Source organism: Bacillus sp. GS3m_15504, from assembly GCF_055825275.1.
The window spans coordinates 2334975-2347227 of record NZ_JBVVNL010000001.1; the positions used below are offsets into that span (position 1 = coordinate 2334975).

Sequence of the window (12253 nt, forward strand, 5' to 3'; positions counted from 1 at the left end):
TTCCTTCAAAGAAACACCATTAGCACATAACGTAGAAGATACAGAAACGAGCCGGTAACAGTTGTATACATCGTCATACGTGGAAGCCAATGTGGAACACTCATCCCCATTTTCTCGGCTGCCTTCATCGCCACTACAGACAATCCAGTTGCTGTCCAAATTACAATAGCTTCTCCTGCAAGTGTCATATCGAATCCCTCTTCCTTTTTAGCTGTAAACCTTTCGCTTTTAGAATTGGTTGATACTGATCGATAACTTCCTCCCACTCGAGGAGCTCTTCTTCATCCCCGTACAGATCCTCCATTATTTCATTAGATAAACTGTAGTAACCGCGGTATTCTTTATTGTCAAACACTTCATGTCTTTCCATATGCTTTACGATCGAATTCGCTTCACCTTTCCCCCTAGACTCCCTATACATGCTTCTCAGTTCTTTTGAGGGATACAAATACGGAGTATCATTTAAATAATCATATTGCCACCTCATTACTCATCCCTCCACTGTTTACAATCAACTAAGTACGCGTCAATCCGTTTCTGTATCCCTATCTCGTTATAAGGCCCGTAGGACTCTTCTCCCCCTAATAAATCAACGATATCGATGTAATTTGAATGTTGGAGCATATTGTGCTTTGCAATGTGATTGTATATACATCCCACTTCCTCATGGTCATCGGCCTCCGCGTGCATATTAAACAAAGTTTGCGATGGATACAGTGGCATGCGACTTAAATACTTATATCCAGGTCTCATTAGTCCTCACCTTTCCCCTCTTGATGTCCTAAGTACCACTTGGTATTCCTCGTGGTCTTGATGTGGTATTGGTATAGGTATATGACCTAGAAAGAAGGATTTTGCAAGTCCACATTAAAAATATAAAAAGTACAAGTAGAATTTTTTATAAGGAGTTGTACTTATGCGGAGCCATTTGAAGGAAATATTAGATAGTAAAGGTATCAAATACGGTTTTATTGCAAAGCAAGCGGGTATAAGTAATGCTGCTATGACAAATCTCATAAAAGGTGGATTACCTACACTTCCTGTAGCAGCTCGAATTGCGAAGGTATTAGGTAAACCAATCGAAGAGATCTGGACCATCGAGGAGTAATTCCTCCCCCTCCATCCTTAATAATCTTTTTATCTTTATTTTTCTTTTTATCTTTATTTTGCTTTTTATACTTGACTTTGGCGGTTGGCAGACAATCATGGGATGAGGGTACAGGACAATGGCTAGGGCAGAGAATGACTACCTTACAACGCTTCAAAAAATAAAAAGCGTCGTAAAGTAGACGTTCTGTCAATCATGGTCTATCAGGTTAAGGAATCCGTATAGTAACACCCTGTTTAAACGCTGTAATTTCTTACACAGCTGACTTTTTACAGATAAAGCTTGTCCTATCTGCAGAAAGAACTAGGAAAGGAAATGCACTACTGGCGTATCCTTCATTACTCGTAACCTATCACTCTTTCATTATCAGCTGCTACCCGTGCCGTAACACGCCAAGCAACCGCCGTACCGTTAATGGCCGTACGCGCCTAGACTCCTAACAACGTAAACAAGGAAACGTTATACGTTAGGACGCTTAACTTTCTGACATTGGCTTAGCTAACCTGTTCAAGTTTAACGAGTGTTAGGTCATTCCTCGTGTGGATCATCCCCTTAATTACCTAAAAAAGACAATAAGAAACTAGACCTCGTGTATATCTATTTTTTCGAATAAAGATATTCACGAGGCTGGGGCTTGTCCGATATTCAGTTAAAGAAAGAACTTATAGCACATGGGCTATAAGCATATTGATAAGTAAAAGAACAGAAGCTACAGTGTAGAAACCATAAAACCAAATACAATCAGACCTTGAATCTAAACCGAAATAGTCATTAAGAGTTTTCATTTACATCTCCCTTCAACCCAATAAGTTCAACTAATTAAGTTAAATATATAACTCAATTAGTTGAACGTCAATAGGTAATCTAGAAAAGTTTACTATTTTTTGTGTAATTGTGTTAGAATACGAGATAAGATGGTTGTGTATCGGAGGAGAATACATATGATATTTACATTGGGGCAGACACTACGTGAGATAGGTGTAACCAAAAACAAATTAGCTGTAGAAGCAAAAATCCGCCATAATACAATTAGTGATTTAGTAAATGGTAATGCTAGTTCTATACGTATAGATACATTACAAGCAATACTTGATACATTAAATAAGTTAGCTGCTGATCAAGGAATAGAAAAAGTTTATGGTATTAAAGATGTTATCAAACATGAAAAAGACGCATAATCAGCGTCTTTTTTGCTTACAAATATTAGTTGAACACTTAAATTTGTGTTGTTATTTGGTACAATAATCTTGCAATACATTATCATAGGAGGGAGAAAATGAGAAAAAATTATTTCAATACATTAGGGGTAGTGTTTATCGGAGCATCTTTATTATTCGCGGCTGGTTGTACACCACAAAATAATGAAGCAACCTCTCAAGCGGTGATTCAAAAGGATGAGGAAAAAGCTAAAAAGCATGCGGAAAAAGAAGCTGAGAAACAGAGAAAACAACAAGAAAAAGAACAAAAATCTCAGGAAAAAGAAAAAATAAATAAAGAAAATAAAGAGAAAAAGTTTAATGCCAGCATCGAAAAAGTTGTTAAAAAGACCATCGGAATAGATGATGTAGAGTCAATTGAAGTAAATAAAAACTTCGATTTACCCGATCCAAACAATAAAGTGATAGTGCTTAACTTAAAAAATGCTAATGATAAAGTTCTTACATGGAACGGGACTACTAATATATTAAAAAAATTATCCAAAGAAAAAGAAATCCAAAAAGTTATTTTTGTATGGAATGCTGAGCTAACAGATACATACGGAAACAAAAAAAGTGATCCTGTAATGAAAATGAACATAGATCGTGAGAGTTTAGACAAAATTAACTTTAAAAACTTTGATCACAATAATATCCCTAACGTCGTAAAAGATTATTGGGAACACCCCGCATATAACAAGTAACTTAATGATGAAAGGGTGAAGTTATTTTGAAAAAGAAAAAATCCGTTTTATATGTTCGGAATGAATATTATGGAACAGAGAAAAAAGAAGATTTATTTAGTGAAATATACGAAAAACACTTGGGTGTAAAAGTAATAGTAACTCGTAAACCAAAGAAAACACAAAAATAACTGTATACCCACTCACTCTGCATAAAACTAATTTATTGATTATGGAAGTTGTAAGAAACGTACTTTAGTAGAGAGGAGATAGTGTAATAACAAAAAGAATCGGCATATAAGGACCGATTCTTTTTTACTATGTATCTCTATTTTAACCATTCTTTTACATTATCCCAAAAAGGAAATAACATAATAATTGCTACAATAAGCGACACAATCATACCAGAAATCCAAGGATGCCTCTCACAGAACTTTTTATTAACGTCTCCACCTGGCGTATTATGTTGATGTCCAATTGAAGAATTTTTTATTTTATTGTTGTCTCCAATGTTTATACTCATTTTCGTCCTCCAAACAAATGCCCTAACCTAGATCCTTTAACTTTATTTTTATCTCCCATTAACATTTTAACTTTTCACTATTTATGTTCATTTTCTGTATAAAGTCTAATATCAATTATGTAATTTTCACTCGTACTTCCTGCTCCTGTAATACTTGAACAACTAATTCTAATACAATGTTTTGCATTAACTGATACACATTCTCGCAAAATGTATTTTCTTCTATAATATATTCAATACGTTGAAAAATATAGCCTTCTACAAGTAAACTCCCTTTTCCATCTATAACTGAATTTTGTCCTGTCTTTATTTTTGGAGGCAATAAGATTTCATTCTTCGTCAAAACAATTTCCTGTGACACTTCTTTAATACCTATGATCTTTTCTTTAAATACCACGGTTTCTCGTATACCAATTTCAGTTTTATATTTTCCTATTTCTACTGGTAATTTCGCCGTTATATAATTATTTAATTCTTCTTCTTGTTCCATATCTAATTTCATACTATGGATGGGAACCCACAAAGCTGTCTCTATTTCATCATCTTCAATAGTACCTTTTGCTTGGTGAATTGGATATTCTAAAAGTACTCTCTTTTCATGAAGATTTGAAGACACTAAACTACAATAAACCTCCCCATAATAATGGTGTACTGTACTTAATAATTTAGCTTCTAACTCGCGACAACCTGTATTTTCTTCATTACGAAATTCAAATTTTTCTTGACTTTTTTCATTTACATTAGGACTCCTCTTAAAATTAGATACTTCAGAAATAATAGAAAATGGGCTTTTCACTATCATGGAGTGTACCGAACTTCCTATTCCCGATTTAGAAATTAGTTCCTCTTCTTTTTTTAGCTTTCGGTTTAAATTATCATGTATATTACGCTCTTTCACCTTATAAATTTTGTGCCCCATCCCCTTACCCATCCATGGTTTATTCATCATCATCCGCTCCCTATTTGATGAATTTCATAAAATATGTATATTACTCACGACTATTTTCTTCTTTATATATGTTTTAAAATAAAAAAAAGACATTCTCTTTGCAACAAAGACAATGCCTTTTTTTATTTCTACGCTTGTACTTGCTGCACTTGTAACACTTTCAAAGTAAGGTCTAGTACAATTTTTTCACGTAAAGTATCAAATGCTGCATTTAGCTCTGTAGGACATGGTGAAAAATCTAATTCATAAAAATTAGCACTAATTAATTCGCAATACGGTTGTTCATTGTAAAAAACTGCATTCTCAAAGAAGTACTTGTCCAAACGAGGTAAATCACCATTCTTAGGATTAATAAAATGAGAAGTTGTGTCTGAAGAAGCTGCAATTAGAGGTTGTGTGAAAAAATCTCCTGCTGTTAAATCCGCAAATCCAGAAAAATTAACATTAGCAATGCGATCATATAAAGTTCCATTACATTCTTCAGATGCGTATTCAATATTTTTACGAATATACCCCTCAACAAATAATTTTGCTCTTGTGACACGACGGTAATTCGTACCTGGTACTGGAGTAAAGGCCACAGGGACTAATTTACATTGTGTTAAGAATACATTTTTTAATACACGTTTAATTTCGACCGCTGGAGGGTCTAACGGAATGTTTGATTCTACAACAATTTGAATCGTTCTCTCTGCTAAAACAACCGGGACTTTTACTAATGCGTTTGGTGTAACAATAGGTGTTGCCGCTGCATCAGATAATGGTGTTTGTGTTTGCCCCTCAACTGGACATGGTACATTAATCGGACATTGTTCGCTCATATTTCATGCTCCCCTTTTTATAAGATTTTAGAGTTTGTGGAATTTTCAAACTCATACTACTTGTATATGTCTTTCTTCTATTAATGTTTGGGTTCTATAGTAGTCTCTTTAATCATTATCATTAAATTAGTATAACTTAACCATTTTTACTGAAAATTCAAAATACTCCTGGAGAAATACAAGATCTATTTTCAACGTACCTCGCAGAATTATTTAAAATTAGATTGTTTTCTTCAATAAGTGTGTTTTGATTAATATCATAATCAGTAGTTTTATCCACTCTCCCTTGAAAATTAGCATGGTTTTCATGAATTCTATAGCTATTAGAAAGCTCTCTATCATATAAAAGTATAATAATAGGTTAATAAACAAGCAGTTTTTATACTAAAACATAGAATAATATGAACCCTAATTGAAGGGAGGTATAAAAGAATGTCCTGGAATAATGATTGCTGGAGTTCTAAGAAAAATCATTGTTGTGATGATTGGTGGAAATCTAAAGATAAACACCATTGTGATGACGATTGGTGGAAATCTAAAGATAAGCACCATTGTGATGACGATTGGAAGTTCAAGCGAAATAAGTGTCGTTGTAAATGTTTCTTTATTTGTTGTCATTGTAAAAAGAAACATTGTTAAGTTTTTCAGTGCCAGCTTAAATGCAAAGAACATGTCTTTGGGACTGATAAATACTAGGTTTATAGTAATTAAAAAGACCGTCTCTAAATGGGACGGTTTTTTCTAATTCTTTCTTAAATAACTATACTCTATTGTCCAAGCCTCCCTCCCACTTTTTGCATAGCATGTACTAAAAAGGAGGTACGTGCTTAATATGTCAAACTATTATTATGACTGTACATATAAGTGCTTTCGTAAGAAGCGTAAAAAGGGCGACTGCGATTGTCATTGTGAACCGCGATACCAAACGTTAACATCTGGTCCCATATTCCGTAATACAGATACAGACTTCATTCAAGTTTCTGCGCTGAATCAAACAGGTGAACCACAAACTGTAACTATTAGCGGTTCAGAATTACCAAGATACTTGTGATGGTGATGTATTTCCTTCGTATGGATATCTTTGTGGGGAGTTAATTAACGATGATGATAGCGGAAATGGTAACGGTGGTTCGGAAGCTACTACGCGCAACGGAGGATGTATCTATTGTGAACCGGAAGGAGTAACTCCGTTTGTTGGTCCAGTAACATTTACAATTCCACCCCGGCAGCTTTTTAGCGTAAGGGTGTTTATTCCACAAGACCCTTATTCACCGGTTCTCATAAACACATGGGGCATTAACTTTGCAGGTGTGATTCAGCAAGGACATACGTGTTGAACGAGCAGTTTCAGCCAACTGATCTAATCCAACCAGGTGATCCCCTCTAATAAGGAATAATATATTAAAACCCGTCTCCACATAGGAGACGGGTTTTAATTTTTATTTAACTTCATACCACCACCCTCTACGATCAAGGTACTCTTTCATAGCATTAAATTGAGCATCCGATGTTGGATCAGAAACAAAATAGGTTAATCCATCAGATTGTAAGATGAATTTAGCTGTCATTTTCAAGGACGTTAGCGCCCCCATTACATCTGGCGTTTCATACGGTGAGAATGCACCTGATTGAATAACATTTTGTTTCGTCGGTGAAGTGGTTGTTACGTTTCCACTCTTAACCTTCTGAATGAACGCTCCCCATCTGCCCTCCGCTAGCATTCTATGTGGACAGTATTTACCTGACCAGGATTGATGAGTTCGGACGTTTTCAATCGGAATATTATACATGGACATAAGTTGTCGTACAACATCAACAGCATTATCCTCAGCTTTATAGTATCTATCTCCACCTGATTTTGAATAACAGATTTCTACTGAAATAGACTCACGATTCCCCGGACCATTTCCGTCTCCGCAAGCCCACGCATTACGTTCTAATGGAATACCTTGAATCGCTTTCTTGTCATCTACCGCAATATGAAACGACACCTCATTATTGTTAGTAATCATATAATTCACTTCGTTTTCAGCTGGAGCATCATTATATGTGTTGTGAACAGTGATATATTTAGGCTTCATTGTATACGGACACTTTGTACCATATTTACTTGGATCAACTAATTTTTTTTGGATTTCCATTATTCAACATCTCCTTTTAGTGTAAGTTATTTTTTTCTAATACATCTTTTTGTTGTAAGCCTTTGTTACTCAAATAGTTGTTCTTCCAAGCCATATACAAAGTGAATGCTCCTGTAATTACAGCGACTATATCGTTTGTGATTTTGTCATCAATCGTTTGGTATCCCACAAGATTTAAAACACTATTAATTACAGCAATAACCAAGATGATGTAACGTGTAATTGACGCGTTATCTAAATTTTTCATGTAACCACCTCCTTTCATTTAAGAAAATTTAAAATGTTAAATAATAAAAGGACTGCCAATGACAGTCCTGAAATCCACATCGATATATTTGCTTTTTTGTTACTTTCCAACTTTTCTTGCGCTTGTTTCAAATCACGAATTTCCCGATCACGAAACTTAAACATCTCGTCTATTTCGGTACGTTGCATATAATTTTTTTGATTATAGTCTAACTTTTCTTCTATTCGCTTAACTGCAGCATTCATTGTTTGAAGATGCACTTCTAATTTCGCAATACGTTCGTACTCTTTTTGCTCCACCGCCACCACCCCTTCACTTATAAAAAACAAAAAAGACCAGCCGCAGCTGCTCCATTTACTTAAAACAATTAAGTTCCCTGGTACCTTAACCCACTTATTTAGAATCCGTGCTTTGCCTTTCTTGTGAAGCTTGTGCAATCTTATCTAAACAATCTTTACAAATTTCTTGGTTACCAATTCGTGTTGTATTTGTATTGACGTTACAAATATCACAAAACCTTTCTGCGGTACGAATAAACAAGTTAGAAGTATCAGAGAATATCTCCACCTTTGAATTAGGCTTAATCCCTGCTGTTTGTAACTTGTCTAGAGGTACTTTTATTGTTCCGTCTTCCCCGACTACCGCTAAAACACCTAAAAAATTACTCATGTTATTCCCCCTCATTTGTTACGAGCCTTGTACGAACTTCCAATAATTATCATAATAATAAAGTCCAAATCCTTTATATCCATTACCCATCCACAAATTACCCTGCTGTGAACCTGGAGTAATACCTGGCGAGATGAATCTAATGGCTGGGACTTCAATTACAGAATTGAAATTTGACCGCTTTGAATTTACCCAAAGACCATCTTGAGCTGTAATACCTACATGCCCTTGCGCTGTTATACGGATATTACTTTCAGCACCATTTAAATCTATAAAACGAAAATAAAATCCGCTACCATCTTTGTAAATAGTACCAACATTTCGGCCAGATCCATCCCCTTGACCGAATATGATGTAAGGATTAAACGAGCTACTGTTATATTCATTTTCAAAGCCCATTATCATTTTAGCGACGCCTTGATTCACAAATTTTAATACTTGATTTTGCATATGAATATGTTCTTTTTCATTACTTGTTTTAATGGTCATACCCTGCAATAATCCAGCTTTTAGCCAAGACGCCTCGATTTTACCAACCAAATCAATTAATTCTGCTTCAATTTTTATTCTTTCAGCTGTTTGATTGATAACAGAAATGATGTTTCCATTTTTAACTTCCGCTAGAATACCTTCATCTAATACCTTTAAGCTTGCCTCCAACTGTTTAATATACGAAACTTTCGCAAACGTTCCGTCTATCTCTTCTTTAAGGTATATCTCATCTCGTTTTGCGCTAAGTTCAATACCTTGCTCGTTAGCTAAAATTTTCCGTTCTATATCTGTAACCTTTAAGTTATAGTCTTTTACTGCAACCCTTTCAGCGATCTCCCTTAATAAATCTTCTTTTTGCTGTGTTACGTTATTTTTAAGCTCCGGTATTTTGAAAGTAGATACATATTCTTCTACTTGTTTGCTTGTAACTCGTCCTTCTAACGCTTTCTCTGTTTTTTCCCACACAGTTTTTACTTGCGCGGCCACATCAGGAACAACGATGTCCCATAATTCACCGGTCCACCGTTTGAGTACTCCAGGTTTTCCATTACTTATATCCTGCCACATTGTTCGACCCGCTATTAACCCTGTTGTCGGTGGATTTACGCTCTCTAGAATGGCCGTTTGATAATTCTTCAAGTTTTCTTCTACTTTTTCTGCAAGTGTCTTTGCCGTCTCCGACTCTTCTTTTATTTGTTCAATCTTTTTTTCGTTTTCTTTAATGGATTCATTCACTTGTTTCTCGAGTTGTTCAAGCAAATCTCTGCCTACTTTACTACCTAAAGAACTAATAAGTCTGTTATACATCTTTCGTAATTCTTCGCTTTGATCTACAATCTCGTAATAATCACCAAAGACGTATTTATCTTGCTCGGGATTCGTGAATGATTCATCACCAACAATCGCACGAGCCTCGAGATAAAGCCTTGGTTTAAACGACGTATCTTTAATACGAATCGTGTCACCTTCGTTAATCAACTCGTGGTTCAATCCAAAAACTCGTCCAATTGCTGCAGCATCTACCTCATAGGATACTGACGCATTTACACGTTTTTTCATTTCTATTTGTGTTAAAGTTAATAACCTTTTAGGTGACATATTCTGATTTTCTGTCTCCGGGGTGTAGAATCCAAATTTGTGTTGAGAATCCTCATTCCAACGCTGGAAAGCGTCGTTATCTACCAGGTAAAGTAAGTTATTGTTTACACTTTCAATTGTAATTAACTTTTCGTCTTCACCTTTTACAAAAGGTAGTAAAGCGGTGCATATGTTTTGTGAATTTTCTTTCCGAACAATCCCTTTTAAATCTTTCCCAATGGTTACTTCTTTTCCCGACTCTCTACCACGTTTTGTAACCATATCTACGTATCTTCCAACGATACGTGAGCCTATCATTTCTACACGGTATTCAATTTCTAAATTAAATAATGATGCGGTATCTTTTAATAATTTTAAAGGATTGATAAATTCATCGATTGTCATCGTGTGAAAACCAGTATATTCAATGGTACCTATTTTCCACTTAGTTCCCGATAAAGCTAGCGTAGCAAATTCGTATGCTGTTTTAGATTCAATCCGTTGTGGTTTGATATATCCTGCTTTCGCTAATAAAATCCATTCAGCTGAAGCGTATATCGTGACAGCATTCTTTTCTGTATCTTTTGCAATTTCGGTAATCACGTAAGGTACAATCCTGCCATCTCTTACTTGCTTCAACACTAGATTTTGCTGCATTAATGCTGTGACATGTTTTGTTCCATCAAAAACAGTGAAGTCCAACGTATCTACATTGTTTTTGATTTCCCAGTGCCTTTTATCATCCCAGTAATCTTCAGGTCTAATGGCAGTCACAATTTGTTCTGTTTTAAAATCAACAACATGCAAAATACCGTTAAGCTTACTCATCTAAACATCTCCCTAAATGAAACTGTCGCTTTTCCGATATCAGGCGGCATAATGTCAATTCTGTTATTCCCGCGTATAATCGTAGGAAAATCACTAAAAACGTCTTTCAAGTGTATAACGTCTTTCCCGTTTACTGTAACGTGTGCGTTCTCTGTATCAATTACCACCTTATCTCCAGGATCAAAAATATATGGACGTGTATTTGCACCTACACTGTTCACCTTCCAAATTTTCAAATCATCGATTTGCATTATATTTACAGGGAAGTGTCTACCGAGTGTGCAAATAGCTAACATAACCTGAGCTATTTTTCGATCCGTCATCGTCCCAGTTCCTTCATCTGTCCAATGATTCATAAAAAAGACATCATCTACTTCTGTACCCTCTTTAAACTTCGACATAAACACAGACCATCGACGACCACGTCGTGCGATTCTAAGGCGTCCATAAAATTTATTAAACATGTTAGGATGTGCGCCGCTCGTATCAGCCAACTTACGTATGCTTCCAGGAGTTGCGGTATTACCAATTCTCATATACGCCTTTGTTATCTCCGCATCACCGTATAAATCATTCATATTAATACGAGCTACTATATCTCCTCTCTCATCAAGAAGGAGGACTTCTACCTTTCCCATTTGATTAGCATGACTCGATTGCAAGTGCATCCATGCTTCCATCTCAAAATCCTGTAATGGTCCGCCAGGTATGTTTTTCTTGACAATTCCACCATGAAAGCCGTTTGTAGGATCCTCCCCGTAATCCGGACAGTAAAAAGCAGAACCATCTTTCACTTTTAGTTCGCCAGTTCCTTGCAAATCTTCTACAAACCCTTTAACGGGTGTCCAACCTACTATGCTCGACAGCTCGTCCCATAGTACCCGCTCTCGTTCTTGTACGGGCTTTTCTTCCGCAACTAACGGATATCCTAACCGGAAATAATTACGATCTAACGGATAGTCACCAAACCACACATCAAGAAATGTTGACTGTTTTTTAATATCAATCTCAATTAAAGCTGGCGATTCTACACTTCCAGCATTAGCAAACCGAGAAGTGATTTCTGTAGACCATTCCTGTTGGAAACTATGAGTTTTCAAATCTCCTACTTTATACGGAAATAGACATACAATTGTAATAGTACCCTGGTGAATATTAGATTTTTCTAGATTTTCTTCAGCTTTTTCTTTGACACCGTAATACGTATACTCAGGCTCATCAGTAAATTTGATTTCTACAGGATTATCTGTATATAACAGCTTATTTAGTTCATCCATACGTTTTCTAAGGTCCAAAAGAGAGACCCCCTTGAGGGAGAAATCAATCTCAATCACCCTCTTGGGAGTCCGTTTTCCTAAATAGTATGATCCAGCGCGTCGAGGTACTGATAATTCATAAATTTCATCACTTAGAACGCCCCGACCACGTATGTCATTTATCATAAAAAGCCCTTTTTCATATTTATTTTCAAAATATTTTTCTACGTTTATTCCATTAAAAATTATCAAGTTCAGCCCTC

The 12253-nt window shown here is 35.7% G+C and carries 18 protein-coding genes and 1 pseudogene; 6 read left to right on the forward strand and 13 right to left on the reverse strand.

What is annotated here, in order from left to right; all coding sequences use genetic code 11:
- Nucleotides 1-5 precede the first annotated feature (5 nt).
- The 3 genes from AC0L0O_RS12250 to AC0L0O_RS12260 are packed head-to-tail and all read right to left on the reverse strand — an operon-like array spanning nucleotide 6 to nucleotide 753.
- Complete coding sequence (locus AC0L0O_RS12250) at nucleotides 6-188, reverse strand: hypothetical protein (RefSeq protein WP_029438305.1); 183 nt, start codon at nucleotides 186-188, stop codon at nucleotides 6-8.
- Nucleotides 185-487, reverse strand: a complete 303-nt coding sequence (locus AC0L0O_RS12255) for a hypothetical protein (RefSeq protein ID WP_042515166.1) — start codon at nucleotides 485-487, stop codon at nucleotides 185-187. Before AC0L0O_RS12255 ends, AC0L0O_RS12250 begins: the two co-directional genes overlap by 4 nt.
- Nucleotides 487-753, reverse strand: a complete 267-nt coding sequence (locus AC0L0O_RS12260; protein ID WP_473785765.1) for a hypothetical protein — start codon at nucleotides 751-753, stop codon at nucleotides 487-489. Before AC0L0O_RS12260 ends, AC0L0O_RS12255 begins: the two co-directional genes overlap by 1 nt.
- A gap of 163 nt (nucleotides 754-916) precedes the next feature.
- On the opposite strand from AC0L0O_RS12260, the gene AC0L0O_RS12265 reads away from it, so the two are divergent.
- Entirely contained in the window at nucleotides 917-1108 is a 192-nt protein-coding gene (locus AC0L0O_RS12265) for a helix-turn-helix transcriptional regulator (RefSeq protein ID WP_113760287.1), read from the forward strand.
- Nucleotides 1109-1770: 662 nt separating this feature from the next.
- Here the strand turns inward: AC0L0O_RS12265 and AC0L0O_RS12270 are convergent.
- Nucleotides 1771-1893 carry a DUF3961 domain-containing protein gene (locus AC0L0O_RS12270; RefSeq protein WP_437403126.1) on the reverse strand — a complete coding sequence of 41 codons (123 nt, stop codon included), beginning with the start codon at nucleotides 1891-1893 and terminating at the stop codon, nucleotides 1771-1773.
- 156 nt (nucleotides 1894-2049) lie between these two features.
- On the opposite strand from AC0L0O_RS12270, the gene AC0L0O_RS12275 reads away from it, so the two are divergent.
- The 3 genes from AC0L0O_RS12275 (at nucleotide 2050) to AC0L0O_RS12285 (ending at nucleotide 3178) form a co-directional block, all read left to right on the forward strand.
- Nucleotides 2050-2286, forward strand: a complete 237-nt coding sequence (locus tag AC0L0O_RS12275) for a helix-turn-helix domain-containing protein (RefSeq protein WP_113760289.1) — start codon at nucleotides 2050-2052, stop codon at nucleotides 2284-2286.
- Nucleotides 2287-2384: 98 nt separating this feature from the next.
- Nucleotides 2385-3008, forward strand: a complete 624-nt coding sequence (locus tag AC0L0O_RS12280) for a hypothetical protein (RefSeq protein WP_437403128.1) — start codon at nucleotides 2385-2387, stop codon at nucleotides 3006-3008.
- A gap of 26 nt (nucleotides 3009-3034) precedes the next feature.
- The gene (locus AC0L0O_RS12285; RefSeq protein WP_181465686.1) at nucleotides 3035-3178 is read left to right on the forward strand and encodes a hypothetical protein; all 144 of its coding nucleotides are present in this window, start codon (nucleotides 3035-3037) and stop codon (nucleotides 3176-3178) included.
- Nucleotides 3179-3315: 137 nt separating this feature from the next.
- On the opposite strand, the gene AC0L0O_RS12290 is transcribed toward AC0L0O_RS12285, so the two are convergent.
- From AC0L0O_RS12290 to AC0L0O_RS12300, 3 genes are all read right to left on the reverse strand, one after another.
- On the reverse strand, nucleotides 3316-3510 hold the full coding sequence (locus AC0L0O_RS12290) for a hypothetical protein (protein WP_473785766.1): 195 nt from the start codon (nucleotides 3508-3510) through the stop codon (nucleotides 3316-3318).
- A gap of 115 nt (nucleotides 3511-3625) precedes the next feature.
- On the reverse strand, nucleotides 3626-4462 hold the full coding sequence (locus tag AC0L0O_RS12295; protein WP_473785767.1) for a BC_2427 family protein: 837 nt from the start codon (nucleotides 4460-4462) through the stop codon (nucleotides 3626-3628).
- A gap of 125 nt (nucleotides 4463-4587) precedes the next feature.
- Entirely contained in the window at nucleotides 4588-5280 is a 693-nt protein-coding gene (locus AC0L0O_RS12300) for a CsxC family protein (protein WP_113760292.1), read from the reverse strand.
- A gap of 445 nt (nucleotides 5281-5725) precedes the next feature.
- Here AC0L0O_RS12300 and AC0L0O_RS12305 point away from each other — a divergent pair, with 445 nt between their 5' ends.
- Both AC0L0O_RS12305 and AC0L0O_RS12310 read left to right on the forward strand, forming a co-directional pair.
- Entirely contained in the window at nucleotides 5726-6025 is a 300-nt protein-coding gene (locus AC0L0O_RS12305; protein WP_437403130.1) for a hypothetical protein, read from the forward strand.
- A gap of 87 nt (nucleotides 6026-6112) precedes the next feature.
- Nucleotides 6113-6331, forward strand: a complete 219-nt coding sequence (locus AC0L0O_RS12310) for a hypothetical protein (RefSeq protein ID WP_437403131.1) — start codon at nucleotides 6113-6115, stop codon at nucleotides 6329-6331.
- 388 nt (nucleotides 6332-6719) lie between these two features.
- On the opposite strand, the gene AC0L0O_RS12315 is transcribed toward AC0L0O_RS12310, so the two are convergent.
- The 6 genes and pseudogenes from AC0L0O_RS12315 to AC0L0O_RS12340 all read right to left on the reverse strand — a co-directional run bounded on the left by AC0L0O_RS12315 (nucleotide 6720) and on the right by AC0L0O_RS12340 (nucleotide 12242).
- Complete coding sequence (locus tag AC0L0O_RS12315) at nucleotides 6720-7421, reverse strand: N-acetylmuramoyl-L-alanine amidase C-terminal domain-containing protein (protein WP_437403132.1); 702 nt, start codon at nucleotides 7419-7421, stop codon at nucleotides 6720-6722.
- Between the two features lie 16 nt (nucleotides 7422-7437).
- Nucleotides 7438-7668, reverse strand: a complete 231-nt coding sequence (locus AC0L0O_RS12320; protein WP_042515175.1) for a phage holin — start codon at nucleotides 7666-7668, stop codon at nucleotides 7438-7440.
- Between the two features lie 14 nt (nucleotides 7669-7682).
- Complete coding sequence (locus AC0L0O_RS12325; protein ID WP_042512728.1) at nucleotides 7683-7967, reverse strand: hypothetical protein; 285 nt, start codon at nucleotides 7965-7967, stop codon at nucleotides 7683-7685.
- A gap of 94 nt (nucleotides 7968-8061) precedes the next feature.
- Nucleotides 8062-8337: an AbrB/MazE/SpoVT family DNA-binding domain-containing protein gene (locus AC0L0O_RS12330; RefSeq protein ID WP_473785768.1), complete on the reverse strand. Its 276-nt coding sequence runs from the start codon at nucleotides 8335-8337 to the stop codon at nucleotides 8062-8064.
- 897 nt (nucleotides 8338-9234) lie between these two features.
- Nucleotides 9235-10734 (reverse strand): annotated as a pseudogene (locus AC0L0O_RS12335) (phage tail spike protein); the annotation flags it as partial.
- Entirely contained in the window at nucleotides 10731-12242 is a 1512-nt protein-coding gene (locus AC0L0O_RS12340; RefSeq protein WP_473785769.1) for a distal tail protein Dit, read from the reverse strand. The gene AC0L0O_RS12340 and the pseudogene AC0L0O_RS12335, both read right to left, overlap by 4 nt.
- Between the last annotated feature and the right edge of the window lie 11 nt (nucleotides 12243-12253).

Excerpts from the sequence above, each read along its gene's own strand:
- AC0L0O_RS12250 (WP_029438305.1), bottom strand. The coding sequence starts at position 188 with ATGACACTTGCAGGAGAAGCTATTGTAATTTGGACAGCAACTGGATTG.
- AC0L0O_RS12255 (WP_042515166.1), bottom strand. The coding sequence starts at position 487 with ATGAGGTGGCAATATGATTATTTAAATGATACTCCGTATTTGTATCCC.
- AC0L0O_RS12260 (WP_473785765.1), bottom strand. The coding sequence starts at position 753 with ATGAGACCTGGATATAAGTATTTAAGTCGCATGCCACTGTATCCATCG.
- AC0L0O_RS12265 (WP_113760287.1), top strand. The coding sequence starts at position 917 with ATGCGGAGCCATTTGAAGGAAATATTAGATAGTAAAGGTATCAAATAC.
- AC0L0O_RS12270 (WP_437403126.1), bottom strand. The coding sequence starts at position 1,893 with ATGAAAACTCTTAATGACTATTTCGGTTTAGATTCAAGGTCTGATTGT.
- AC0L0O_RS12275 (WP_113760289.1), top strand. The coding sequence starts at position 2,050 with ATGATATTTACATTGGGGCAGACACTACGTGAGATAGGTGTAACCAAA.
- AC0L0O_RS12280 (WP_437403128.1), top strand. The coding sequence starts at position 2,385 with ATGAGAAAAAATTATTTCAATACATTAGGGGTAGTGTTTATCGGAGCA.
- AC0L0O_RS12290 (WP_473785766.1), bottom strand. The coding sequence starts at position 3,510 with ATGAGTATAAACATTGGAGACAACAATAAAATAAAAAATTCTTCAATT.
- AC0L0O_RS12295 (WP_473785767.1), bottom strand. The coding sequence starts at position 4,462 with ATGATGATGAATAAACCATGGATGGGTAAGGGGATGGGGCACAAAATT.
- AC0L0O_RS12300 (WP_113760292.1), bottom strand. The coding sequence starts at position 5,280 with ATGAGCGAACAATGTCCGATTAATGTACCATGTCCAGTTGAGGGGCAA.
- AC0L0O_RS12305 (WP_437403130.1), top strand. The coding sequence starts at position 5,726 with ATGATTGCTGGAGTTCTAAGAAAAATCATTGTTGTGATGATTGGTGGA.
- AC0L0O_RS12310 (WP_437403131.1), top strand. The coding sequence starts at position 6,113 with ATGTCAAACTATTATTATGACTGTACATATAAGTGCTTTCGTAAGAAG.
- AC0L0O_RS12315 (WP_437403132.1), bottom strand. The coding sequence starts at position 7,421 with ATGGAAATCCAAAAAAAATTAGTTGATCCAAGTAAATATGGTACAAAG.
- AC0L0O_RS12320 (WP_042515175.1), bottom strand. The coding sequence starts at position 7,668 with ATGAAAAATTTAGATAACGCGTCAATTACACGTTACATCATCTTGGTT.
- AC0L0O_RS12330 (WP_473785768.1), bottom strand. The coding sequence starts at position 8,337 with ATGAGTAATTTTTTAGGTGTTTTAGCGGTAGTCGGGGAAGACGGAACA.